The sequence below is a fragment of the Calditrichota bacterium genome (assembly GCA_020637445.1).
Lineage (GTDB): Bacteria > Electryoneota > RPQS01 > RPQS01 > RPQS01 > JABWCQ01.
The window spans coordinates 1311957-1336090 of record JACJVZ010000001.1 but is presented as its reverse complement, the minus strand read 5'-3'; the positions used below and the strand labels follow the sequence as shown (position 1 = coordinate 1336090).

The following is a 24134-nucleotide window of genomic DNA, read 5'->3' as shown; positions in this document are numbered from 1 at the left end:
CGCTATGTGCTCTGCGTTGTCGATTGGCCGCTATTCGATTATTTTGCTGGGAGCGGTCGGTGTAGGTAAAGGGACCCAAGCTAAGAAGCTGGTTGAATCACTCAAGGTTCCGCATATTTCAACCGGAGATATTCTCCGCGCGGAAGTGCAAGCGCAGTCTGAGTTGGGAAAGCAAGTTCAGGAAGTCATGGGCCGCGGTGAGCTGGTAGGTGACGACCTTTTGATTGATTTGGTACGCTCCCGCCTTTCCAAGCCGGATACGGCACGCGGTGCGATCTTTGACGGATTCCCCCGCACGATTCCGCAAGCGGACGCGCTGGAAAATCTCCTCTCCGAATTCGACTTGCCGACGCCTTTTGTCGTGTCGATTGAAGTTCCGGACGAAGAGATCGTCGAACGACTTGCCTCGCGCAGGGTTTGCCTGAGTTGCGGTGCGACTTTCAATCTCAATTTGGATCAAACTGCGATCAGTTCGCATAAATGTCCGGATGGGAAAACGCCAAACGTCGTACAGCGCGAAGACGACAAGCCCGAGACTGTGAAAACCCGCCTGCAGGTTTACCGGGATAAAACGGCTCCCCTGTTGGATTATTACAAACGGAAGCGGGCGCTGAAAACGGTGTCGGGTACCGGCACAACGAACGAAGTGTTTGCCCGCGTCCTGATTGAGCTGGACGGCATCGGAGAATGATTCATATCAAGTCGGACGCGGAGATTCGCCTGATGCGCAAAGCCGGGCAAATTCTCGCGCAAGCGTTTGAAGCCGCCGCGCCGCTGATGGTCGCGGGGACCAATGCCGACGACGTGGACAAGATCGTTGAAGAGACGATTCGATCCAACAACGCGATTCCCGCGTTCAAAAATCATCCGAATGCGGACGGAGTCAAGTTTCCCTATTCAGTTTGTTTTTCGATCAACGAAGAAGTCGTGCACGGCATGCCGCGCGGACGCAAGATCGAGAACGGACAGATTATCGGACTGGATTTGGGTGTGATCTTTGAAGGCTACTATGCCGACAGCGCGCGCACTTTTGCAATCGGGCAAATCAGCGAGCGCGAAGCAGAACTTCTGCGCGTGACGCGCGAATGCCTCGATTTGGGAATTGCTCAGGCGAGAGCCGGCGCGAGACTTTCCAACATCGGACACGCCGTTCAAACCCATGCCGAAAAACACGGTTTCTCCGTGATTCGTGAGTTGGTCGGACACGGTATCGGTAAAAGCCTGTGGGAAGACCCGCAAGTCCCGAACTACGGACTTCCCGGCAAAGGGCCTTTGCTCAGAAAGAACATGGTCATCGCTATCGAGCCGATGATCGCGATGGGCGGACCGGAAGTGGACATGATCGGCGATTGGGACGTCCTGACTCGCGATCGAAAAACCGCCGCGCATTTTGAACACACCATCGTCATAACCGACGGTGATGCGGATATTTTGACCGTTTTGTAATTTTCGAGGTTTCGTATTTCAAAAGAACAGTCCATCAAGGTTGACGGCGTGATCGAGGAGTGCCTGCCCAATGCTACGTTCCGCGTAGTACTTGAGAACGGCCACAAAGTCCTCTGTCACATTTCGGGCAAAATGCGCATGCATTTTATCAAAATCTTGCCCGGCGACAAAGTCACCGTGGAACTGTCCCCGTATGACCTCAGCCGCGGGCGAATTACCTACCGATACAAATAATCTCAAGCACACTTGCGATAAAGATCATGAAAGTCCGTACTTCTGTCAAGAAGATCTGTGAACACTGCAAAATCGTCCGCCGCCGCGGCCGAATCTTTGTAGTTTGTTCCCGAACCAAAAAACACAAGCAGCGTCAGGGCTAAGCCCTTCGCGGTAACACAGGTATTTAAGAATGGCTCGTTTTGCCGGCGTAGATATACCGCGCGATAAGCGCATCGAAGTCGCCCTGACCTACATTTTCGGCGTCGGTCGTCCCACTGCTCAGAAAATTCTGACCAAGTGCGCGATCGACTGGAACAAGCGTACACACGACCTGAATGACGACGAACTCGCCGCTATCCGCGCGATCATCGCCGACATGAAGCTCGAAGGTCCGCTGCGTTCCGAAGTTCAATTGAACATCAAGCGTCTTATGGACGTCGGTTGTTATCGTGGTTTGCGCCACCGCAAGGGGTTGCCCGTGCGCGGCCAAAATACGAAGAACAACGCGCGAACGCGTAAAGGCCGCAAGAAAAACTTGATGGTCAAGAAGAAAGGTAAGTAAGAATTTTCCCCCGCGCACGCGCGGTTGATCGTTTCTTCACGGAGTACAAACTTGGCAACTTCCAAGAAAAAAGGTAAGCGGAAAAAAGAACGGGTGGAAGATACTGGCGTCGTTCACGTCAAGTCTTCCTTCAATAACACGCTGATCACGATTACCGATAACTACGGCAATACCATCTCGTGGGCGTCCGCCGGCAAGATGGGACTCAGAGGCTCGCGTAAGAACACGCCGTTCGCCGCACAGTTGGCCGCCGACAACGCCGCCAAAGCTGCAATGGCTCTCGGACTGAAAAAAGTCTCCATTGAAGTGCGCGGACCGGGCGGTGGACGTGACGGCGCCGTGCGCGCAATCGCCGCGTCCGGTCTCTCGATCACGACCATTCGTGACGTCACTCCCCTGCCGCATAACGGCTGCCGCCCTGAAAAAGCGCGCCGCGTGTAATCGTTTTTCCTTCCCGCTTTAAGTTTAACACTATATCCTCGCAAGTCTATGGCAAGAAATCGCGGTCCAACGGATAAAATCTGTCGCCGAGTCGGCGCGCAACTCTACCTTAAGGGGCAGCGCGTTCGTAACGGCAAATCGGCGTTTGACAAGAAAGGCTACCCGCCCGGCATGCACGGTCGCGGACGCCGCGCCAAGGTTTCCGAATACGGACGGCAACTCCTCGAGAAGCAGAAGATCCGCGAATCGTACGGCCTGCTCGAACGTCAGTTCCATCGCTTCTTTACCGTCGCGCAGCGTCAAAAAGGCGTCACGGGCGAGAACCTGATGGGCATGCTCGAAAGCAGGCTCGACAATGTCGTGTATCGTCTTGGCTTCGCTTCCACCCGCCGTCAAGCCCGCCAATTGGTCGTGCATTCGCACTTCATGGTCAACGGCAAGAAGGTGAACATTCCGTCTTTTATCCTCAAGGCGAACGACCGCGTCAAGGTTCGTGAACGCTCCCGCAAACTGGAAGTGATTCACGCGTCGATGCAGCTCGCCGCGCACGGCAAAATGATGCCGAATTTGGAAGTCGACCGCGCTAAGATGGAGGGCGTGTTCCTTGGACCGCCTGCGCGCAACGACATTCCTTTCGAGGCCAACGAACAGTTGGTTGTCGAACTCTACTCGCGTTAATTTCACCTCGAGGAGACCCATGAACGGTTTGAACTTCCAAATGCCGGAAGCGGTGGAGATTGATGAATCTACCCATACTGATACCTATGGCAAATTCATCGTCCAACCCCTTGAAAGAGGCTATGGAGTCACTATCGGAAACAGCCTTCGTCGTGTTCTGATTTCTACGCTGCAAGGCGCGGCTATCGTCACGATCAAGATCGACGGAATCCTGCACGAGTTCTCTACTATTCCCGGTGTGTCGGAAGACGTCACCGAGATGATTCTGAATCTCAAAGGCGTTCGTTTCAAACTCTTGAACAAAAAGCCGGACAAAATTTACGTCCAGCTCAAAGGACCGAAAGAGTTTACGGCGCGTGATCTGCAAATCGGCAACAATGATTTCGAGATTCTCAATCCCGATCATCTGATTGCCACGCTGAACAGCGAATCGGAACTCAAGATGGAGCTGTCCATCAAGAAAGGCCGCGGCTACGTTCCCGCCGAAGAGAACCGCCCGTCGGACGCACCCATCGGTACGATTCCGCTCGACGCGATCTACTCGCCGATTCGCAACGTCACCTACACGATCGAGAACACGCGTGTCGGTCAGCGAACGGACTATGAAAAGCTGATTCTGGAAATCTGGACCGACGGTTCGATTACGCCGGAAGACGCACTGTCCAACGCGGGCCGCATTCTGCGCGATCACATTCAGCTCTTCATCAGCTTCGACATGAAGCCCGAGAAGGAAGACGACGAAGACATCGACGAAGAGACGCTGCAGATTCGCAAGCTCCTGCGCAAGCCGGTTGAAGATCTCGAACTTTCCGTGCGCAGTGCCAACTGTCTGAAAGAAGCCAAAATTCGCACCATCGCCGACCTCGTGCGCCGCGATGAAAACGAAATGCTGCGCTTCAAGAATTTCGGCCGCAAATCGCTGGTCGAACTTAATGAAATTTTGAAGACCAAGTCCCTGCACTTCGGCATGGACGTGGAAAAATACCTTTCCGCAGATTACGATAAGAAATGAGACACCTTAATAAGGGACGCCAGCTTTCGCGCTCGTCCAGTCATAAGAAGGCTTTGATGATCAACTTGGCTCAGGATCTCTTTGAGCACAAGCGCATCAAAACCACTTTGGGCAAAGCAAAAGAAATGCGCCCGTTTGTCGAAAAGCTCATCACCAAGGCCAAGACCGACACGCTGGCGTCGCGCCGCGAAGTCGCGAAGGTGTGCAGCAAGCCCGCGATCTTGCAGCATCTCTTCAGCGAAATCGGTCCTAAGAACTCCGAACGTCCGGGCGGATATACGCGCATCATCAAGCTCGGCGTACGCGTCGGCGACGCCGCTCCGATGGCCATTATCGAATTGGTCGGCTATGAGGGTGTGCAGGCCGCTCCCAAGCCCGCCGCGGACGAAAAGAAGGCCAAGAAGAGCAAAAAGGCCGAAGCCTAATCTCTCCCGTTTGAAATTGAAAAGCCGCTCGAGAATTCGAGCGGCTTTTTTTGCGATGAAGTGTGCACATTTTCAGAATCGCTTCACATCCGTTCCGTCAGTGGGCACAAACGAAGCAATCGAGTCCGACGGTGTGCCGCCTGAATTGTGGTACGGAGTCACCGTCGGCGGCATGCGCTGCGCGGACCACGTGAACACGACGCCTGCTCCGAAGCCGATCAACAGCAACGCGGCCGCACGCAAATAGGAACGGTTTTGGACTGTCTTTGCGGGCAGCTTAGGCAGTGCGATCGGTGAAACGTCGGGCCGGACGCTTCCCAATACAGAGACGTCGTTGCCAACTATTGCAAAGCGCTCGCGGCACTCTTGGCACTCTTTCAAATGTTTCATCGCCACGGCCGTCTCGACAGGTTCAAGCAATTCCAAAGAAATCTGAAGCAGTGTATCGTCGGTCAGATGCATGAATCCAATACTCCTTTTCTTCGCAGTATTTCACGACAACTCTTGACAGCGTGAAATAACCGTGATTTCACCGTGCCGAGCGGGACTCCCGTCAGCTCGGCAATCTCCTCGTAACTGTGCTCTCCATAAAACCGGAGAATCAAACATTCGCGATGCTCGTTGCTCAGATCGCGAATCGCAACGGCGATTTGTCGCGAACGCTCGTCCTTGATCAACGTATCAAGTTGTGATTCAGACTCGAAGGGTTCGACAAATGACTCAAGACCGGACAGTTTCGTCGTCCGGTCTTTTTCTTTGACGGCAAGCCGCCACGTTGCCGTGGAAAGCCATCCTGACAACGTTCCTTGACGGTGCTGAAACTCGACGCGTATCAAGCGCGTGAAGACTTCCTGCACGATGTCCTTGGCGGAATCGCCGGATCCTGTAATCAACAATGCCATCGCGGTCAAGCGCGACTGGTGCAGGCGCAGCAATTCACCCCACGCGGACTTGACTCCAAGCCGCGCGCGGTCGAGCAGCGACCATTCGTCGGTCACATTCGACAGTCCTGAACCTTGCACCATTCCGAAATCTCCGGGACGTCTTCGATTTCGCACCAGACTTGACAAACTTTCTTCTTCATATCCTCGTTCAAGATCGGTTCGACATGCGCGCGATACCACTTGAACAAGGCGCCGCGAAGTTCAGGCGAAGCGCCTTTTAGCTTTGCCGCTGAGACGGCCGCGACAAAAGCGTAGTTCGGCATCAACATTCGTCCGGCATCCGTGGGTTTCGTGCTCCGCAGCCGCCAACTATCCATTCCGCCCGTGCGAAATTGGTTGACCCATATTCGCATTGCATCTTCAAGTCGTTTGTTTTTGTCGTCGCCGCAGGGCGTAACGAGCGTCGCCAGACCGAGCAAACATCCCTGCTCTTTGTATGACTTTATGAACTCGTCTTCGTACACGGTGTGAGCAAAATAGACCGGACGACGTTCGCGCTCCGCCGCGCCAATCATCTTTGTGATCAAGGGATACGAATAGGGATTCCAGACCGGTGTCTTCTCCGTGCGAGCGGCAAGTGCTTGATCCGAGCTGTCACGAATCGCCTCGACCTCAGAAGCCGTCACAAACTGTGGCGCACCGTGTTCCACGAGATAGACCGGATACCACTTGGTGTTGAGCAAACTCATGTTTGCGAGCGTGACGTCGGGACGCACATTCAGTATACGCTGCAGTATCCACACCGGATATGTGTCGTTGTCACCGTTCGAGATCAATACGGCGTTCTGTTCGAGTCCGATTAAGACATTGTAATTGTAATCGTAGATGTCGTCGTGAACGTAACCGCTTTCAAGAATTTTTCTCAAAGCGAGATTCACCTTTTCGTCGTCACCGAAGCTCATGTAAATCGTCACCAAGCTGAACCACGGATCAAGGAAATTCGGATCTATTGCGACCGCGCGCTCAAGATACTCCAACGCCTGCCTGTCTTCGGGCTTGCCTTGGTTCTCCATGCTTGCCAAATAAAGCAGCAAAGGATTGTCAGGGTACTTCTTCAACCCCCTTTTGACTAGTGGAATAAAGTCGTGACCCGCATAGCGCTCCGCATAGACCCAATTGCCGTACGCGAATTCGGAGGGATACGCTTTATTGTACTTCTCCCAAAGTCGGGCGAGTTCCTGATACTTCTCCTGATCATAGACTACCAGTCGTTTACTGCGAATTTCTTCCGGCCGCACGACTTCTTCGCGGCCGCACGACCAATTCGCCATGACAAACATCCCGACCGCGGCGAACAGCATCACCAAAATGAGTCTTTTGTCCATTTTCTCCATGTCCCAATTTAGCCTTCTATTTGACTAACCTCCAGTGGCGAGATTTGTTCAAAAGTAGAGCATTGAACGTTTGAACAATCGCTATTCAACAAAAAGGCCGCCCAGAATTGAGCGACCTTTCTGATTGCAGACGGCTTTTCAGCGTGTTCTGAGTTTTCCAATGGCCGTGACTGCGAGGCCGTGGACGATCAGTGCGGCCGTCAGCACGGTCAGAATCATTGGCGCGGCCGGCGCATCAAACAAAAATGCTGCCGCAAGTCCGAGGACGCTGCAAACAAACGCGAACGACCAGCCGACGATCAGGCGCACGCTGGCTTTGTCGGAGACGAGCACACCGGCCACCGACGGAATGACCAGAAGCGCAAAGACTAACAGCACTCCGGCGATTTTCACGGATGAGGTGACGACGATTCCGAAGGTTCCATAGAAGAGCACATCCCACCCGAACATGTTGCGGGTTTTCTTGGCGGCTTCGGGGTTGTTCGTGATTTCGAACAAAGGCTTGCGAATCAAAAAGTGAATCAAGCCGATTCCCGCGTAGATTGCCGCCGTACGAATGACCGTCGACGGCGAAACCGTGAAGATGTTGCCGACTAAAGTTTCCTTGAGGTGTTCGGTGCCTGATGCCGTGTGCTCAAGCAACAGCAAAACGAGAGCTTGAGCCGATGCGAAGGTGATGCCGATGAATGCTTCGAGAGGAACTTTGTGCTCGAGGTGTCGCAGCCACGCGAATATCACCGCGCCCAGCAACGTGGCCGCAACAGGGAAGAGGTACCCGGCAACCGGGTGATCGTGCATGTTCGTGGCAATGGCTACCGCCATCCCGAACGCAGCAATTTGTGCCATCGAAAGATCCACGAAGATCACGCCGCGTTTCACGACGTGGAAACCGAGGTACGCGTGGATTCCGGCCAAAACCAAACAAGCGGCGAGCGCCCACCACATGAACGGATAGGAGAATGCTTCTATCATTTTGCGGGGACCGTTTCAAATGCCGAAAAAATCTGATCGAAATGCGACAAATAGGAGGACGCATCGGCATCCTCACAGGAAGGCGCAAGTTTCAGGACCGTCACACCTGTTTCACGCGCGAGATACTTCGCTCCGTCATCGGAGAAATATGGTTCCTGAACGACCACTTTCACGCCTTCCGATTCAATTACATTGACAAGATTCGCCAGATGTCTTGCCGTCGGCGGAATTCCGGGAACGGGTTCGATCTTTTCGGCAATCTTCAAGTCGAAGGCTTCGGCAAAATAGCTCCACGACGAGTGATAGCTCACGAATTCATGATTGGGGATGTGATCCGCGATCTCCTGCCAAGAAGGAAGTTTGGCCGCGATTTCGGAGCGGAGTTTTTCGACGTTGGCACTAAAAAGTTCCGCGTGATCCGGATCGAGTGCGGAAAGTGCGTTGGCAATTGTCTGAGCGATCGCAACGCCGTTTTCGGGGGCGAGCCAATAGTGGGGATTTCCGTCCGGATGAACGTCACCCATCGACGCATCCACTTTGCCCGTCGGTTTTTCCAACACTGAAACTCCGGCCGAGCAATCCACAATCTTGAGTTTGGAGTTGCGCGCGCCTTCGATAATTTGATCCGCCCACTGATCCAAACCAAGCCCGACTTTCAAATACAAATCGGCACGCGAGACTCGCACCATATAGGTTGGCAGCACTTCGACAGAATGCGGATCGGACTTGCTGCGGGCAATCGAAAACGTTTCGACGCGATCACCGCCGACGTAAGACGCGATCGACGCGAAATCAGGCAGTGAAGCTCCGACGGTTAAGGCGGCAAAAGAGTGGGACAAGCACACCAACACCGCCGCGATCATTCCAGTAGTTTTCATGAGAGTCTCCTTTAGAATTGATGCGGTTTGTGCGGGCCCATGGAGAAAATCGCTTGAAACGTAAATGTATTGAAAGCGTCCTCGGCATCAGGCATGAACCTGTCCCAGTTCAAACGAAAGAGCGTGGTCTCTTCCATCAGCGCAAGCCCCGCGAAGACGCCAACGGCTTGATCCCACGGCTTGTCGGCGACGGGGCGCTGGTAGTGTTCCGCGCGCGCGCCGAAATTGTAACGCTTCTTCACGGTCATGTCCGCGAACAGATATCCGCCGACGGGACGTACGTGCGACGTGGAAACTTCGCCCGTGGTCTCGTCGATCTCGGCGTCTTCACGGTCGAGGGCCAAGAACTCTCCTTGCAATGCGAGCACGTTTTGTTGGTTGAACCACAGCTTCGCTTTGGCGTCCACACCGTAAACCGAGGTGGTGGTCTTCGCGGCGACGTTGTTCACTCCTTGTGTTCCGGAGACGCCAATCTCCATCGAGGATTCTTCGTTCAGCATAAAGAAATTCGCCCAGCGCCCCAACACGGCTAAGCGCGACTCATCTTCTTCGTCCGGATGAAAAGAATTTCCCTGCAGTACGTCGAGCGATACCGTGGAAGAAAGATCGGATTTGAGAGGCAATCTGTAAGAGACTTGCCCTCCGATTTCATTGTAGGATTCTTCGCCCGGAAGATACTCGGCCAAGACGTTGAACCTTTCTGGAAACGGATAGGCGTGCGGATGAACCGCATTGAGTTTTCCGAAACCGACACGGTATTTACCGAACTTCAGTCCAAGTCCGTCGGGAAGGCCCTTGCTCAGTGTAAGAAATCCTTCTTCCACTTCGATGGCTTCGTCGGCAACGGCAAACACGAATGTGCCGCGTGCGAACGGATTCAGAGCCGCATCAAACATCAGTTCGGTTTCGTCGAAGGACATTTGCGGACGGTCGCGGTTGACGTCGGCAGGGTCGTCGGTCACAAACGTACGCATTTGACCGATAACCGAAATGTCCGGGTTGGTAACGCCTGCGCGCACTGCCGACGAGACCGTCAAGCACGCGAACGCAAGCCATATATATGGATGTGAAAAACGAAACGACATGTGTAACCTCGTTGAATGAAACAAGCACAGAGCACCGCATCGCAATCAACGCAAGCGGACGGTGTTTACTGAGAAGGAAATGAGGTTACAGAGTGGGGGGCGAGCGCGGGGCGTGCGAGCAGGGCTGCTCGAAGCGAACCGGAAGGATGTCCGGCAAAGATACCGCCGGTTCCGGTCGCGAGGGTGGGGTGAGGGTTTGCTGAGGGATGCTCTCGGCAGGCGAGAACGATATCCAACATAGAGCGCAGTCGTGGGAGGCGGATTCTTCCGGATGGTGGCACCCGTGTTCGATTACGGCGAAATTCGCGGTCAGCAGGAGACCGGAAAATACCGTGGAGAGCAGGAGTCGGGTTAGGGGCCATCGGGAAAACATCGCTGTTAAGATACGGCTTCATGGTCGAATTCTCAAGGCGGTCGCGAACAGAGCTCTGTCAAGAAGAGCGATCCCACAGAGTCAGATTCAACAGGTACCTCTTGACTTTTCTGGTTTCTTGTCGTATCTTGTCTTTTGAACAAGTGTTCATTCCGGCCTAAAACGTAGCCGGATTTCTTTGGCGGGTCTTTTGAACAGATGTTTAGATGACAATGAGTGATACCGAACTCTTTGATCCTATAGAAGTTATTGCCCTGTTTCAACATGGTAAGTTAACTCCCCTGAAATTCCGTTGGCGCGAGCGAGTCTACAAGGTCTTTCGCATCAACGGCACATGGCGCCAAAAGGACGGCTCGGCCCTCTACCACTATTTCTCGGTCTGCTGCGACGGTCCTGAGGTCTATGAGCTGTCTTTCAACAACGAGTCGCAGGCGTGGCGCATGGAGCGCTTGAGACACGAAACGTAGGCGAAAATCGGATGACCGACGTTATTCTTCATATTTCAGATTTCATGCATCGCCGAGCCGGGTTAGGCGTAGCGCAACCCGGCCGGAACTTGATAGGGTAACACCCATGAGCAAAACCATTTTTCACCTCGATCTCGATCAATTTTTCGCAGCGGTCGAAATGCGCGACAATCCGAGTCTGCGCGGCAAGCCGGTTCTGGTCGGCGGAAGCCCCGGTGGCCGGGGAGTCGTGACCACGGCGTCTTATGAAGCCCGCAAGTACGGAGTCAGGTCCGGCATGCCGATGCACGAAGCGCTGCAGAAGTGTCCGCAGGCGATCTGCGTGCGCTCCGACTCAAGCCGCTATGTCGATGCGTCGAGACGCGTGCGCGATATCCTGGTCGACTACACGGACAAAGTCGAGTTTATTTCCATCGACGAAGCGGCCTTGGACATGACAGACGTCGTGTGGCATTGGCCGAGTGTCGCTGCGGTCGCACACGAAATTCAAAGACGGATTGAGCAGGAGGTGGGTATTACGGCATCCATCGGTGCCGGAGCGTCGCGCTGCGTGGCTAAACTTGCCAGCGGCATGCACAAGCCGCGGGGTTTCACGCACATTCCACCGTCGAAAGTCGCCGAAATCATGGGCCCGCTGCCCGTCGAGGAGATGAACGGAGTCGGTCCCGCGACTCGGCACGTGCTAAATGGTTTGGGAATTCGCACGTTGTATGAATTGGCAATCTATCCGACGGATATTTTGCGCAACAAATTGGGTGTGCGCGGACCGGAACTGCAGCTTTTGGCGCGGGGTGGGGGGAACAGTACGATATTACGTGCGGACGATCTTCCGGTCGAAAAGTCCATGAGTCATGAAACGACGTTCTTCGAAAATCAAACCAGCGCGGATGCAATCTTGGGCCGCATCCTGCTCTTGAGCGAGAAAGTTGCGCGCCGGATGAGAACCGCGCGGCTGACGGGCAGAGTGGTGACGGTGAAAGTTCGCTACAAGGGCTTCGAGACCGTGCATCAGCAGAAGAAACTCGCGCGCTTCGTGCACATGGAGGCAGATATCTTCATAGCGGCGAAGATGATCTTCGAGCAGATTTATGATCCGTCGCGACCCGTAAGATTAATCGGCGTCGACGTGTCGCAGCTCGTGCCGATGGGACGAGTGCTTCAACAGGAGTTGTTTGCTCCCAGACAGGATCGGGATTCGCTGACTCATGCGTGCGACGACATCAAGGATAGATTCGGGCCGAATTTGATCGGCTATGCGGGAAATATGTTGGGGCCGAAGGATCGCTTTCACACGGCTCGGCGGGGCCGCCAATTCGGTTCGATTTCATTTAGATTCGAAGGGATGAACGGGCGTTGACACGATGATGTAGTTCGAGAACAGGATGCTCCAATGCGGCCCGACGTGTTACTTGGCAGACACCTCCGGGCCGCGACCAAAAAACAAAACTCCCGGTGTGCGGCACCGGGAGTTTTTTCTGTTTCCCTCCGGTCTTCCGGGGGGATAAAAGGGGGGCTTCCGAAAATATGAAGTATGAAATATGAAATATGAAGTTAGCAGAACTTCGATTCGCCGAGCGGGGATTAAGTGCGTCAGCGCGGTTCCCCGCCGGAATCTCAGACCGCAACCTTCCGCACAATCCACGCCGCAACCAGAACCTCGAGCAAACTTAACGGCACCGCAAACACGAGCAACCCCGTTGGCAGCACTTGCAGATTATATAAGACAAACCACATCATGACGAAACAGACCAACCAAGTAAGACAAATCGTCTCCACAAATGAGAACTTCTTCAGCAAACGAAAGATGAGATAAGCCTGCCCGAAGCTCCAAAGAGTCCAGAGGATGCCGTTGATCGGCAAAGTCTCAAAACTCAATCCGAGCTTGGCATAGTGATCCATCCACTTCGACTTGAAGAAGAATTCGTTGCGCACGAACTCCGACAGAATAATCCAAACTCCCGATACGACTACGGCCAATACGTTGCGCATAATTTCTGTTCTCTATTGTTCCGCGTCCATCCACACCGTCCAAGCGGCCTTCGGTGAGTTTGTGCTGCTGTTCCACAAGCCCATGGTCGTAAACGGTTCGGCGATTTGCTGATCAAACAGGTACGACCAGATGATTGCTATGGGATCAAGCGAATTCGTGGAGTCAAAAAACTTCGAAACGAACCTCGCTTGTTCTGCTTCGCTGCTCTCCCAACCGGGAATGTTCGCGCCTGAGTGCCAGCCGCACTCGAAGAACGCAACCGGTTTGCTTGTTACGTCGGCGATACGCGAGTAATGGCCGGCGGGAATAGAATCGGGATCGGCGAATATGAGACTCGGATAAGTATTGAAACCGATGAAGTCCGCCGAGGGGAAATTGTCAATCAAATCGAATTGTGTATTAGTCGTATCATTGACTCCTCCGAAAAGGCCGCCGTGATAGCCGAGCATCGTTTCCCACAGAAAATCGACGCCGACTTTTGTGTTGGGCGACACGCGGCGAATGGAGTCGCGGGCGGAAGGGAAGGCCGAAGCGAACTCGGTGTAGTTTTGCGCCGAATACTCGTTGGCTGTGTTCAGTTCGACTCCCAGCACCATGATCGGCGGCTGATATCTCGCGGCAAAATCTCTGACATACTGAGTAAATAGCTGTTTGTTCGCCGTCGTCAAGTCATGTATCGGTGATCCGTCTTCCGTGCGGAACCAGCTTGTCAGGATGGCCGGCTCATAGTTGTATTGTGCGGCCAGCGCGCATACTACTGCGGCGGCTGAATTGGAATCGGCAAGCTGCATCCAATCACCCGCCCACGTCAAATAATGGCCCGCGTCGTCCACCAACTCGAAAAAGGTCGTGAAATCCGCACTACTGAAAGAGCGCGGCGACAGGGAAATGCCTTTGACGGATTCGGTTGGAGTGGGAATGGGAGTCTCGCTGTCCTCCGAGGTACAGGAAACTGCGAAGAGTAGAAATGGCGCCAATGCGGCAAACAGTATGTTTTTCATTTGAGCAAGGTAGTGGCAGAAGAGGGGAAAATCAAGTAAATTGATGTCGCAATAAAATCTGTCGGGAACCTGCTGTCTCCCTATTGAGTTGACATTTTCGAGGAATATCTATATATTCTACGTCTTAATTCGAGGAGTATGTCATGAAACCCGATCTTCACCCGACCTACCGACTTCTGACCGTGGAATGTGCCTGTGGCAATACATTCCAGACCCGTGGCTCCCGCAATGAGGACCCATGGAAAGTCGAAATCTGCTCTGCCTGCCATCCGTTCTTCACGGGTCAGCAGAAATTAGTAGATACGGCTGGTCGTGTCGATAAGTTTCGCAAGAAATATCAGAAGTTTGCGAACAAGTAAGCAGAACGTAAGTTGTTTTTTCGGGCGGTGTCTTGTGCGAGACATCGCCTTTTCTGCATTCTGGGGGCAAGGAGTGAGCAATTATGAGCAACAATAATAACGGAAGCGCCCCAAACCGCAAGGACATGTCCACCGAGCTGGCGATGGGCGGGCAAGCATTGATCGAAGGTGTGATGATGCGCAGCCCCTACCGAGTGGCCATGGCGGCGCGCACGCCGGACGGCGGAATTGCCCTGAGGGCATACCCGTATCGTCCCATTACACGGCGGAATAAGTTCTATAGCCTGCCGATCATTCGCGGCGCCATTGGCATGGTTGAAGCGATGAAAGTCGGCGTGAATGCGTTGAACTGGTCGGCGGATCAAGCTGATCCCAAAGATAAGTCGAACAAAAAGCCAGTCTCGGCAAAAGACAAAGTTTTGGGCTATCTTTCGACGTTGGTGGCAATTGTCGTGGGCGTTGGAGTGTTTCTCTACTTACCCTACGTGCTGGCTAAGCTCCTCGTCGGCGGTGACCAAGGTCAAGTGGCCTTCCATCTTGTCGCAGGTGCTGGCCGTATCATCGCGTTGGTCGGGTACATGTGGCTTATTTCACAGTTCAAAGACATCTTCCGCGTCTTCCAATACCACGGTTCGGAACACAAGACGATTTTCGCTTATGAACAGGGGCAGCCGCTCGAGCCGGCGCAGGTCCTAAAACAGACGCGCTTCCATCCCCGCTGCGGGACGAGCTTTTTATTGATCGTCGCCATCTTGGCGATCATCTTCTTTGTGCTTGTGGACACGGCGGTGGTGGCCCTGTGGGGACCCTATCAAAATGCCGCGACTCGGTTGCTGGTCCACCTCCCGTTGATTCCACTGGTGGCTGGGCTATCCTTTGAACTACTCAAGTTCTCTGCCCGGCATACGAGTAATCCATTTGTCAATGCCCTGATTCAGCCGGGATTGTGGCTGCAAAAGATCACGACCAAGGAGCCTGAAGGTCCCATGTGCGAGGTGGCGATTTGCGCGTTGGAAGAGGCCCTGCGTGATCCGGCTGAAGCCGTCGAGATTGATACCGTTTATCCTCCCGGAGCACATCCCTATTCCCGGGCCGCAACTCCGTTGGCTGCCGCATTCTAACATTGGCGCGACCCTTGCGGGGATTTTATAAGTTCGCCAGCTACTTTCTATTGCTATAGGCCTCAGGCCGTTTCCGGGCGTGCCCCTGCCAGAGGCAGGGAAGTAGTGAATTGACCTGAAGGAACCGCGACCGCGACACTGGGGCCAGCGTCCACGCTGGTCGACGAGCCGGGTAAAGTCTGCGCAACCGAGTCGGAACTCGGGCCGCCGTTGTGGGTCTCCAGACCCGCAATGGCAAGACTTGCTTTATACACAAGAGAGTTGTATCTTCAAGGGTTAGCCGATAACTCGGGAGTATTTCGGTAAGGAATTCTGTTATGACTATTATTCGCATTTCACTACTTGCACTTTTGCTGTTCGGAACCGCCGCGATGGCCGCGGATGACCCGTATGCCGATCCCGATTGGGGCTACAGCTTCATGGATCCGCACTATCTGCCCACCAGCGCTCCGGCGGAACTGGAAGCGTTCTGGAACAAGTTCATTCCTATGCTCGAAGCCAATTGGTCTGCCGAGTCCGCATATCTGCGCGAAAATTCCAAGGAGCTGTTGAGCTACGCGCGTGACGTCAAAGGTTCGCTCGACGACGGCACTCCCTATCAGAAGAAGTTCTACAACGAAGCCGCCGCCGATCTCGTGCGCGCCTGCAAAGAGCTGCGCACGCTGAGCTACGGCGCGCCCTCCGCCGCGCTGTATTCCGAAATGCACAAAGTTTCGGATGCCTACATCCGTTTGGCCAATCTATGTGAATAGCGTCATCCCTTAAAAGGGATGACTGGGAAGAAAACGGCTCGCCTGCAAAGGCGAGCCGTTTGATTTTGTGGCCCAGATTCTATCGACCTCACTTCGGCAACCCCCGAATAATCTCTTCCATCTGCCTGCGATAGTCCGTCAACGCTTTCATCCCGTCTTTCGTCAGCATCACCAGAGTTCTCGGAACGCGCGACACGAATTTCTTTTCGATCTTGACATAGCCTGCGGATTCCAATTTGGTGAGGTGAGTGGAGAGATTACCGTTCGTTAGCCCAGTTTGTTTTTGCAGGAACGTGAAATCCGCGCTGTCGACGACGGCTAACAGCGCGAGAACTCCCAGCCGGGCGGGAGCGTGGACAATCGGATCAACTTCGGGAAGCGGCGCGCCGCTTTTTTCTTTTTCAGGCTCCAAGAGGGGCTTCTCCCATCTGCTTGGGATGCTGGTCCAAAAAATTCTTCAAACGAATCAATCCAACCACGAGGAGGATTGCGCCGGTCGCGGCAATTGCATAGCCTGCGCTGACGTGAATGTACGTTGAGGCTGCAATCAGACCGAAACATAGCAACCCGAAGAGATAGAAATGGCGCATACCTTTCAGAATAGCGGGTAGCGTGATTGCGGCGGAAACAATTAGTCCCATAACTAGTTTTCCGCTGCCAGTCGGTAGGTATTGAATCGCCACGAGCGCGACGGCGGTAACGGTCAGCAGCGTCAGCACTACCGTAAGTCTTTTTGTGCGGCCGCGCTTCGCGAAGCCTGCGTAACCCAGCCGCGGATAGGTAATTCGTTTCTTCCACGCACGCGCAAGTAAAATCACAATAACGGGGAGGATGCCGATTGTTGGCGCGTCTGACTGAGCAGCCATATGGAAACCGGCAAGGCCAAGCGCTATGCCCATCAGGGTTTCTGCCGCCCCATCCGAGTGGAAACTCGCCAGCACCCTTTTCTCCAGCATGTCTAACTCATGACTTTCCATATGATTCTCCGTTTCTGCAAAGTAGTTTGTGGTTCAAAGTTGTTTGCAAGATACGAAAAGATGTGTGGTTTGTCAAGGTTTGCGACGAATTCAGCTTGACACATCCGGCCAAGTTTAGTATATTCATAGTTTTGGAATGTGCTTCTTTCTCCAATGTCTTACTGTAAATCTTTTCCCGTGCTGATTTTCCTTATCTTGGGTCTGATTAGGTTGGCTCAGGCCGCTGAGGACTTGCCCGTTGAATTTCACTATTCGCCGGATCGCGAGATACAAGAGGTGTTTGTCGCCGGGAGTTTCAATAACTGGGACGCAAAAGCCCTGCGCATGGAGCGCACTGGCTTGACGTGGAGTAGCTCCACCACGCTGCCGATTGGGTGGTATTACTATAAATTTGTTGTCGACGGCGAATGGATTGCGGATCCTTCCAATCCGGAAGTTGCGCCGGACGGCAACTCGGTCTTGAAAGTCGGCGAGCCGCATCCGATGCGAAAGTCGCGTGGCGTGCCATTTGATCCAACTCTCGTGCCGCGACCTGTTCTGTCAGATACGGGACTCGTCAATCTTTATTATGCCGCGTGGGCGATGGCGTGGCAGAAGATCAGCTCGGGAACGCCTGAAAACGGATTTGTGAATAGCTATCTGGATGAAGGTTTCAATGAACTGATTTATCAATGGGACTCATGTTTCATGTCGGCATTCTCCGTGTATTCGCCGCGGGCGTTTCCGGGTATGGGATCGCTCGACAATTTCTATTCGAAACAGCGTGACGACGGCTACATTCAACGTGTATATTGGGAGAGCGACGGACGAGAAGCCGCAGAGCCCACCGCAGACGAACCGCTGATAAATCCACCGCTATTCGCGTGGATGGAATGGCGATACTATCAGATCACGGGTGACAGTACTCGACTTACCCGAGTGCTTCCGCACTTGACCCATTACTACGAATGGATAGACGCAAACTGCGCATCGCCCTCTGTCGACGGGCTCTACTACAATACTCCGCTGGGAAGCGGGATGGACAACACACCGCGACCGGATTGCGAGCAGGGGGGATGGGTTGACATGTCGTGCCAGCAGGCGCTGGCCGCACGGTGTATAGCAAATATGCTTGAATTCGAAGGTGATCGTGCGCAAGCGAATAAGTTCCGGGAGCGTGCGAACGTGATTGCCACAGTTGTTAACAAGAAGTGCTGGGATCCCGAGCGAAAGTTCTATTTCGACGTGAACAAATCTGGCGGGCGAAGTTCCGTGATGCACGTCGGCGGGTTTTGGCCGCTTGTGGCAGAAATAGCGGACCAACAACAAATTGACGCGTGCGTCAATTGGCTTCAAGACACCTCGACATTCAACCGGCCCCATCGCGTGCCGACGCTGGCGGCAAATCAAAACGAATACGATTCCACCGGACACTACTGGCTGGGAAGTGTTTGGGCGCCAACTAACTTTATGGTCGTGAAAGGGCTTGAGGCGGTAGAGGAAAATGATTTGGCAGACGAGGTCGCGCTTAACCACGTCTCCAACATGCTCGAAGTTTACGAGCACTTTACACCGGATGAGAGCCATATTGCTTACGAGGAGCGCTACGGTGACGGCTACAAGACGATTTGGGAATGCTATTCGCCGGAGCGCATGTTGCCTGCAACGCGCTGGGATGGCATATTCTACAGCAGGCAAGATTTCGTGGGCTGGAGCGGACTGGGACCCATTGCGCTGTTGATCGAAAACGTGCTGGGGCTGACAATAGATGGCGCAAACAACACGATAGACTGGCACATTGCGCGTACCGACGTGCATGGCATAGAGCATTTGCGTTTTCGAGATCAGGATGTTTCTCTGATCTGTACGCCCAAAGTCGAAGGCCTTTCAATTCAAGTGCAGTGCGAAAACCCCTTCATTTTGCGAATCACGCCACGGAGCGGCGAGACTAATCATTATGATATTGCACCCGGCGTTTCCAACTACCTCATTAACTATTAGTACTTTCTCAATCCTCAATAAGACAACATGAATATTGGCCTTATCGGTGCGCCCCAATCCGGGAAGACCACCGTTTTTCATCTTTTGACCGGCACGGAGCCCGATCCGGCTGCGATGCACAAGCGCGAAACGCTGCGCGCCGTCACCCAGGTTCCTGACCCCCGTGTGGATAAGTTGGGTGAAATGAGTGAATCGCGCAAACTTATCCACACTACCGTCGAATATCTCGACACGCCCGGCCTCGAAGAAGGCGCGTCCAAGCAAAGCTGGTTCGAAGGCGTGTTCTCAGGCGAACTCAAGAACGCCGACGCGCTTGCGCTGGTCGTGCGCGGCTTTGAACTTGCGGGCGCGTTGGAATCCGCCGAACCACCGCGCGATATTCGCCGCATTCAAGACGAACTCATCTTCAGCGATCTGATCGTTATTGAAAAACGTCACGAGAAACTGCTGAAACAAGTGCGCGTGAAACCGCCGACCGCGCAAGAGACTCTCGAACTGAATGTGCTCGAACGCGCGAAGGCTCAACTCGAAGACGGAAAGCCGCTGCGAATTCTCGATTTGGAAGTGCACGAGAAAAAAGCGCTGCGCGGTTTTCAGCTCTTGAGTGAAAAACCGGTGTTGGTCGTTCTCAACCTCGCTGAAGATACCTTGAGCAATGCTGTAAGTTTGGCTGAGAAACTGAGCGCAGAATTTGCCGCAGACGGTATGGCAGTTATTGGTCTGTCCGCAGCGATTGAAGCAGAAATCGCAGGATTGGAAGCTGCCGAACGTGAACTTTTTATGACAGATTTGGGCGTCACGCAGTCAGCGCGCGATAGAGTACTTCAAGCGAGCTATGCGCTTTTGGGCATGCAGAGCTTCCTGACCACCGGAGACAAAGAGACCCGCGCGTGGCCGATTCATGCCGGCGAAACGGCCGTCGACGCCGCCGGAGTGATTCACTCCGATCTCGCCAAAGGGTTCATCCGGGCCGAAGTCGTTCACTATGACGATTTTGTCCGCGAAGGCGGCTATCCCGGCTGCAAGGCCAAAGGACTCGTGCGATTGGAAGGCAAAGATTACGTTGTGAAAGATGGCGACATACTCGTCATAAGACATAGCGGATAGAAGAATACTTAAAGCAAAACTTCAAGGCCCGACGCGAAATGCGCCGGGTCTTTTTTTGCAATGAGCTTGCGATAAGTCGAAAAACGACAACGAACTCAAGCGTCTCGAACGTCCAAAGTATCGCGTTTCGCAGTTTCTCGTCGAAATTCCACGATATGCGCGCTAAATTTTGCAATTTGCTGGCCCGCACTTTGCAAATTCTGAGCGTGATGCAAAAGAGAAATTCGAAAACGTTGGAAACGCTCAACAGCGTTCAGGGCCATCAATGAGTTCGCGACTTCCGAATCTCCTGATCAGCAATGAGCTGATTTCGCAGGAACAATATCTCATCTTCAAGTCGCGCCAGAAGGACTCGGGCAATTCCGTCATCACGGAGTTGACCAAACTTGGTGTTATTTCCGAAGATCAGATCGCACAGTTCATTAGCAATTACTATAGCCTTGAACTGGTCGACCTCGAGAAGCACACCGTACCCGAACAAGTTCTCAAACTTCTGTCTAAGGACTTTATTCAGAAGTATCAGGTGCTTCCTATAAGTCGTTCGGGCAAGACGCTTCGCGTGTCGCTGGTTGACCCGAGTATTGATTTCGTTCTAGAAGACATCAAGTTCATCACGGGCTTCAATGTTCAGCCCGTGGTTTGTACCGAAACGCAGTTTCTGCGGGCCATTGAGCGCTACTACCAAATGGGCGGTACGCTCAACAAGATTCTCGCCGACATGGGCGACGACACCGGAGTCGAGGTGGTTTCGCAGTCGAACGATGCGGAACTTGAACGGCTTAAAGAAGAAGTTGAAACCGCCCCGGTGGTCAAACTTGTGGACGGCATACTCGCTGACGCCATCAACAAGCGTGCTTCCGATATCCATCTTGAACCGTACGAAACGCAGTTCCGCGTCCGTTTCCGTATCGACGGCGTCTTGGTTGAAGTGATGTCGCCGCCCAGCCATCTCAAGGCCGCGATCACTTCCCGTATCAAGATCATGGCGAAGTTGAATATCGCCGAGCGCCGAGTCCCGCAGGACGGACACATAAAGATGAAGCTTGGCGAGCGCGCGGTCGACTTGCGTGTTTCTACTCTTCCGACTCTATTCGGCGAAAAGATCGTGATGCGTATTTTGGACAAATCCAACTTGACGCTCGATCTGAATTCATTCGGCTTTCCTGAAAAGGCGCTCGCCGATTTTGAAAAAGCGATTAGAATGCCGCACGGCCTGATTCTGGTGACCGGTCCGACTGGTTCCGGTAAGACCACCACACTCTACAGTGTGCTTTCGAGAATTAACACCCCGACGGTGAATACGATGACCGCTGAGGATCCGGTTGAATACAACTTCGCCGGTTTGAATCAGGTGCAGGTTAAGGAGGACGTCGGACTGACTTTCGCCTCGGCGCTAAAGTCGTTCCTTCGTCAGGACCCGGACATCATCATGATCGGTGAGATTCGTGACTTGGAAACCGGTTCTATCGCCGTGCGCGCCGCGCTCACCGGCCACTTGGTCCTTTCGACTCTGCACACAAACTCCGCGGCCGCAACGGTCACTCGTTTGATCGATATGGGAATCGAGAAATTTCTCGTTTCTTCGTCCGTGAATCTGGTGCTTGCACAGCGACTCTTGAGAAAGATCTGCAAGAAATGCAAGATTCCCGTGGAGGTCCACCCCGAAGCCTTGCGTGAAGTCGGACTTGATCCGGACAAACTGCAAGGACAAACTTTTTACCACGGAGCGGGCTGCGCGGAGTGTAACGGAAGCGGCTACAAAGGACGAACCGGTATCTATGAAGTGATGCCGATGTCTCCAAAGATCCGCGAAATGGTTCTTGACGGAAAAAACACGTTTGAAATTGAAGGCACAGCTATCAAAGAAGGTATGCTGACTCTGAGAATGGACGCCTGCGAGAAATTCAAAGCGGGCATCACGACAATTGAGGAAGTACTGCGTATCACTGGAGAAGGGCATTAAGCATGAGTAGTCGAATCAGCCTTTACCTCGAGAGCTTGTCACTCGACGACCTGCTGTTTCTCGAAACCGAGCTGAACAAACGAAAGAGTAAGTTCAACGCCGACCATGTCGTACTTGCTGTGCAAACCGAGCAAAAAGTACTTGCGACCCTTCGACGGGACACGATCAACCAGTTCGCACGCGATATGCGCAAGTTCATAAACGAGTGCTCAGTAGCCGGCGGCGGCGTTTTGCTTGCTTACACACCGGACGTTTCCCTGCTGCTGTTCAAAGATGTTCCCAGTGCCGCGAAAACTGCGTCCTTGCTTCTGACCGGATTGGCCGAAATGAACGGCAAGCACGGGAGCAGCGAACATCGCATCGCACTTAAGCTCGGACTCTCGTCTGGACATGATACTCTCGCAGCGGGATCGATGAGATCCGTTCGCCAATCCGTACTGGTTCGAAGAGCGAGCCAGTGTGCTTGGAAAGCACCGTCGGGAACGATGTTGATGGACGAGAATTGCGCAAGAGCATGGGAAAGAAAGAATGAGCCTGTAAGGATTCCCATTGAAATCGAAGGTGTGTCTGTCTACCGCGTGACGCCGACCGTCAGTATTCCGGCACAGAAGGTGGCAGACGAAGATAAGTTCACTGAGTTTCTCGACCATATTGTGCAAAAGAACATAACAACTCTCAAGTACTCGCTACTGCGTGAAGAAGCGGAGGAGTCAAGCAATGGAGCATGGTCGAAACCGGTTGCGCGTGCCGTGATCACAATTGAGGCTTTCGACAGCGAGATCATGAGAAACATCTCATACACACTAAAGTGCTCTTTGGGTGACTACTCCAACCTGATTGATCGAATTCGGAGAATGATCAGTGACCGGGGATTGGGTCTGGTCAAGCACGAAGAAGCATCGTCCATTTCAATGTGATAGAAAGGAAATAGATGAGTAACGGAATTGACATCAGGAAACTTCTCGAAGAGTTGATTTCCGCACGAGGAAGCGACTTGCACGCTGCGGTCGGGAGTCCCCCAAGAGTCCGCGTGGACCAGCAGCTGGTGTCTTTGAAGTACGATCCTCTAACACCCGAAGACTGCAAAGCTCTCGCATACAGCATTCTTACGGACAAGCAGCAGAAGAAACTCGAACTCGAGTATGAAGTGGACTTTGCGTTCGGAATCGAAGGTTTGTCACGTTTTCGCGGCAACATCTTCTTTCAGCGGGGGTCTTTGACGACTGTGATTCGTGCGATTCCGTTTGCTATTCCTCAAATTGAACAGCTTCGTCTTCCGCGAATCTGCCAGACTTTTCCAAACAAACCTAAAGGCTTGATACTCGTAACAGGGCCGACGGGTTCGGGTAAGTCTACGAGTCTTGCGGCGGTTATTGACCGAATCAACACGGAGCGTCCCGTACATATTATTACAGTCGAAGATCCCGTCGAGTATGTCCATGCGCACAAGCGGGCATTGATAAACCAGCGTGAAGTAGGAGCCGACACGAAGAGTTTTGCAACTGCACTAAAGTACGTGCTGCGACAAGACCCTGATGTGATTCTGGTCGGCGAAATGAGAGATCAAGAGACTATTCAAGCGGCCCTCACGGCCGCCGAAACCGGCCACCTTGTTTTTGCGACGCTTCACACGAATTCGGCGACTGAATCCGTCAACCGTATCATCGACGTGTTTCCTCCGCACCAGCAGGGCCAAGTGCGAGCTCAGCTCTCGATGTCGCTCGAAGCGGTCATGACGCAGAAACTCATTCCGAGACGATCCGGACAAGGCGTGGTATTGGCCGCGGAAGTCATGATTTTGACGCCGGCGATCCGCGCGTTGATCCGCGAAAACAAGGTTCACGAAATGTACGGTATTCTGCAAGTCTCACAGAAGTACGGCATGCAGACTTTGAACATGTCGTTGTACGATCTCGTGATGACGAAACAAATTAGTCCGGAACGCGCGCTAATGGTCGCGAATGTACCGGAAGAGTTGCAGCGAATGATGGGCGGCGCTGTTTCCACGACGATCCAGCCGCAACGGCATTCCGTGCAACCGCGCTAAGTCA

The 24134-nt window shown here is 53.4% G+C and carries 30 protein-coding genes; 19 read left to right on the top strand and 11 right to left on the bottom strand.

The features are described 5' to 3' along the window. Positions 1 to 4: 4 nt before the first annotated feature. From H6507_05615 to rplQ, 9 genes are read left to right on the top strand one after another with little or no spacing between them, the layout of a single operon-like run. Positions 5 to 691, top strand: a complete 687-nt coding sequence (locus H6507_05615; protein ID MCB9368566.1) for an adenylate kinase — start codon at positions 5 to 7, stop codon at positions 689 to 691. Further along, positions 688 to 1446, top strand: coding sequence for a type I methionyl aminopeptidase (gene map / locus H6507_05610; GenBank protein ID MCB9368565.1), 759 nt, complete (start codon positions 688 to 690; stop codon positions 1444 to 1446). Before H6507_05615 ends, map begins: the two co-directional genes overlap by 4 nt. Before the next feature lie 15 nt (positions 1447 to 1461). Further along, positions 1462 to 1680 carry a translation initiation factor IF-1 gene (gene infA / locus H6507_05605; protein MCB9368564.1) on the top strand — a complete coding sequence of 73 codons (219 nt, stop codon included), beginning with the start codon at positions 1462 to 1464 and terminating at the stop codon, positions 1678 to 1680. Between the two features lie 26 nt (positions 1681 to 1706). Further along, complete coding sequence (gene rpmJ, locus H6507_05600; GenBank protein ID MCB9368563.1) at positions 1707 to 1823, top strand: 50S ribosomal protein L36; 117 nt, start codon at positions 1707 to 1709, stop codon at positions 1821 to 1823. 29 nt (positions 1824 to 1852) lie between these two features. Further along, positions 1853 to 2224 carry a 30S ribosomal protein S13 gene (gene rpsM / locus H6507_05595; protein ID MCB9368562.1) on the top strand — a complete coding sequence of 124 codons (372 nt, stop codon included), beginning with the start codon at positions 1853 to 1855 and terminating at the stop codon, positions 2222 to 2224. 51 nt (positions 2225 to 2275) lie between these two features. Next, on the top strand, positions 2276 to 2665 hold the full coding sequence (gene rpsK, locus H6507_05590) for a 30S ribosomal protein S11 (protein MCB9368561.1): 390 nt from the start codon (positions 2276 to 2278) through the stop codon (positions 2663 to 2665). A gap of 48 nt (positions 2666 to 2713) precedes the next feature. Next, the gene (gene rpsD / locus H6507_05585) at positions 2714 to 3343 is read left to right on the top strand and encodes a 30S ribosomal protein S4 (protein ID MCB9368560.1); all 630 of its coding nucleotides are present in this window, start codon (positions 2714 to 2716) and stop codon (positions 3341 to 3343) included. Positions 3344 to 3362: 19 nt separating this feature from the next. Continuing rightward, a complete protein-coding gene (locus H6507_05580) occupies positions 3363 to 4355 on the top strand; it encodes a DNA-directed RNA polymerase subunit alpha (GenBank protein MCB9368559.1) in 993 nt (330 codons plus the stop codon). After that, positions 4352 to 4780 (top strand): 50S ribosomal protein L17, encoded by a 429-nt coding sequence (rplQ, locus tag H6507_05575; protein ID MCB9368558.1) that lies wholly within the window; start codon positions 4352 to 4354, stop codon positions 4778 to 4780. Before H6507_05580 ends, rplQ begins: the two co-directional genes overlap by 4 nt. Positions 4781 to 4852: 72 nt before the next feature. Here rplQ and H6507_05570 read toward each other — a convergent pair whose 3' ends face one another. The 6 genes from H6507_05570 to H6507_05545 form a co-directional block, all read right to left on the bottom strand. Further along, a complete protein-coding gene (locus H6507_05570; GenBank protein ID MCB9368557.1) occupies positions 4853 to 5242 on the bottom strand; it encodes a hypothetical protein in 390 nt (129 codons plus the stop codon). Next, positions 5233 to 5805: an RNA polymerase sigma factor gene (locus H6507_05565; GenBank protein ID MCB9368556.1), complete on the bottom strand. Its 573-nt coding sequence runs from the start codon at positions 5803 to 5805 to the stop codon at positions 5233 to 5235. Before H6507_05565 ends, H6507_05570 begins: the two co-directional genes overlap by 10 nt. Further along, entirely contained in the window at positions 5775 to 7049 is a 1275-nt protein-coding gene (locus H6507_05560; protein ID MCB9368555.1) for a hypothetical protein, read from the bottom strand. Before H6507_05560 ends, H6507_05565 begins: the two co-directional genes overlap by 31 nt. A 147-nt stretch (positions 7050 to 7196) precedes the next feature. Beyond that, entirely contained in the window at positions 7197 to 8030 is an 834-nt protein-coding gene (locus H6507_05555; GenBank protein ID MCB9368554.1) for a metal ABC transporter permease, read from the bottom strand. Next, on the bottom strand, positions 8027 to 8908 hold the full coding sequence (locus H6507_05550; GenBank protein MCB9368553.1) for a zinc ABC transporter substrate-binding protein: 882 nt from the start codon (positions 8906 to 8908) through the stop codon (positions 8027 to 8029). Before H6507_05550 ends, H6507_05555 begins: the two co-directional genes overlap by 4 nt. Before the next feature lie 11 nt (positions 8909 to 8919). Continuing rightward, a complete protein-coding gene (locus H6507_05545; GenBank protein MCB9368552.1) occupies positions 8920 to 9993 on the bottom strand; it encodes a hypothetical protein in 1074 nt (357 codons plus the stop codon). A gap of 585 nt (positions 9994 to 10578) precedes the next feature. On the opposite strand from H6507_05545, the gene H6507_05540 reads away from it, so the two are divergent. Together H6507_05540 and dinB are read left to right on the top strand one after the other, a co-directional pair. Continuing rightward, positions 10579 to 10833 carry a hypothetical protein gene (locus tag H6507_05540; GenBank protein MCB9368551.1) on the top strand — a complete coding sequence of 85 codons (255 nt, stop codon included), beginning with the start codon at positions 10579 to 10581 and terminating at the stop codon, positions 10831 to 10833. Positions 10834 to 10939: 106 nt separating this feature from the next. Further along, complete coding sequence (dinB, locus tag H6507_05535) at positions 10940 to 12190, top strand: DNA polymerase IV (GenBank protein MCB9368550.1); 1251 nt, start codon at positions 10940 to 10942, stop codon at positions 12188 to 12190. A 257-nt stretch (positions 12191 to 12447) separates the two neighbouring features. Here dinB and H6507_05530 read toward each other — a convergent pair whose 3' ends face one another. Together H6507_05530 and H6507_05525 are read right to left on the bottom strand one after the other, a co-directional pair. Then, positions 12448 to 12822 (bottom strand): hypothetical protein, encoded by a 375-nt coding sequence (locus tag H6507_05530; GenBank protein ID MCB9368549.1) that lies wholly within the window; start codon positions 12820 to 12822, stop codon positions 12448 to 12450. 12 nt (positions 12823 to 12834) lie between these two features. Further along, positions 12835 to 13824, bottom strand: a complete 990-nt coding sequence (locus tag H6507_05525) for a hypothetical protein (protein ID MCB9368548.1) — start codon at positions 13822 to 13824, stop codon at positions 12835 to 12837. 143 nt (positions 13825 to 13967) lie between these two features. Here H6507_05525 and rpmE point away from each other — a divergent pair, with 143 nt between their 5' ends. Further along, on the top strand, positions 13968 to 14183 hold the full coding sequence (rpmE, locus tag H6507_05520; protein MCB9368547.1) for a 50S ribosomal protein L31: 216 nt from the start codon (positions 13968 to 13970) through the stop codon (positions 14181 to 14183). An 83-nt stretch (positions 14184 to 14266) separates the two neighbouring features. Next, positions 14267 to 15304, top strand: a complete 1038-nt coding sequence (locus H6507_05515; protein MCB9368546.1) for a DUF1385 domain-containing protein — start codon at positions 14267 to 14269, stop codon at positions 15302 to 15304. A 62-nt stretch (positions 15305 to 15366) separates the two neighbouring features. On the opposite strand, the gene H6507_05510 is transcribed toward H6507_05515, so the two are convergent. Then, positions 15367 to 15558, bottom strand: a complete 192-nt coding sequence (locus H6507_05510) for a hypothetical protein (GenBank protein MCB9368545.1) — start codon at positions 15556 to 15558, stop codon at positions 15367 to 15369. A gap of 63 nt (positions 15559 to 15621) precedes the next feature. Here H6507_05510 and H6507_05505 point away from each other — a divergent pair, with 63 nt between their 5' ends. Continuing rightward, the gene (locus tag H6507_05505) at positions 15622 to 16056 is read left to right on the top strand and encodes a hypothetical protein (protein ID MCB9368544.1); all 435 of its coding nucleotides are present in this window, start codon (positions 15622 to 15624) and stop codon (positions 16054 to 16056) included. An 88-nt stretch (positions 16057 to 16144) separates the two neighbouring features. Here the strand turns inward: H6507_05505 and H6507_05500 are convergent, their stop codons facing one another. Together H6507_05500 and H6507_05495 are read right to left on the bottom strand one after the other, a co-directional pair. Beyond that, entirely contained in the window at positions 16145 to 16468 is a 324-nt protein-coding gene (locus H6507_05500) for a transcriptional regulator (GenBank protein ID MCB9368543.1), read from the bottom strand. Next, a complete protein-coding gene (locus H6507_05495; GenBank protein MCB9368542.1) occupies positions 16458 to 17033 on the bottom strand; it encodes a hypothetical protein in 576 nt (191 codons plus the stop codon). The genes H6507_05500 and H6507_05495 overlap by 11 nt, the downstream gene beginning before the upstream one ends. Positions 17034 to 17186: 153 nt before the next feature. Here H6507_05495 and H6507_05490 point away from each other — a divergent pair, with 153 nt between their 5' ends. From H6507_05490 to H6507_05470, 5 genes are all read left to right on the top strand, one after another. Next, a complete protein-coding gene (locus tag H6507_05490) occupies positions 17187 to 19013 on the top strand; it encodes a hypothetical protein (protein MCB9368541.1) in 1827 nt (608 codons plus the stop codon). 27 nt (positions 19014 to 19040) lie between these two features. Next, on the top strand, positions 19041 to 20120 hold the full coding sequence (gene ychF, locus H6507_05485) for a redox-regulated ATPase YchF (GenBank protein ID MCB9368540.1): 1080 nt from the start codon (positions 19041 to 19043) through the stop codon (positions 20118 to 20120). A gap of 265 nt (positions 20121 to 20385) precedes the next feature. Next, positions 20386 to 22083 carry a type IV-A pilus assembly ATPase PilB gene (pilB, locus tag H6507_05480; GenBank protein MCB9368539.1) on the top strand — a complete coding sequence of 566 codons (1698 nt, stop codon included), beginning with the start codon at positions 20386 to 20388 and terminating at the stop codon, positions 22081 to 22083. A 2-nt stretch (positions 22084 to 22085) separates the two neighbouring features. Beyond that, positions 22086 to 23000 carry a hypothetical protein gene (locus H6507_05475; protein ID MCB9368538.1) on the top strand — a complete coding sequence of 305 codons (915 nt, stop codon included), beginning with the start codon at positions 22086 to 22088 and terminating at the stop codon, positions 22998 to 23000. Positions 23001 to 23014: 14 nt separating this feature from the next. Further along, positions 23015 to 24130: a type IV pilus twitching motility protein PilT gene (locus H6507_05470; protein ID MCB9368537.1), complete on the top strand. Its 1116-nt coding sequence runs from the start codon at positions 23015 to 23017 to the stop codon at positions 24128 to 24130. Positions 24131 to 24134: the final 4 nt, after the last annotated feature.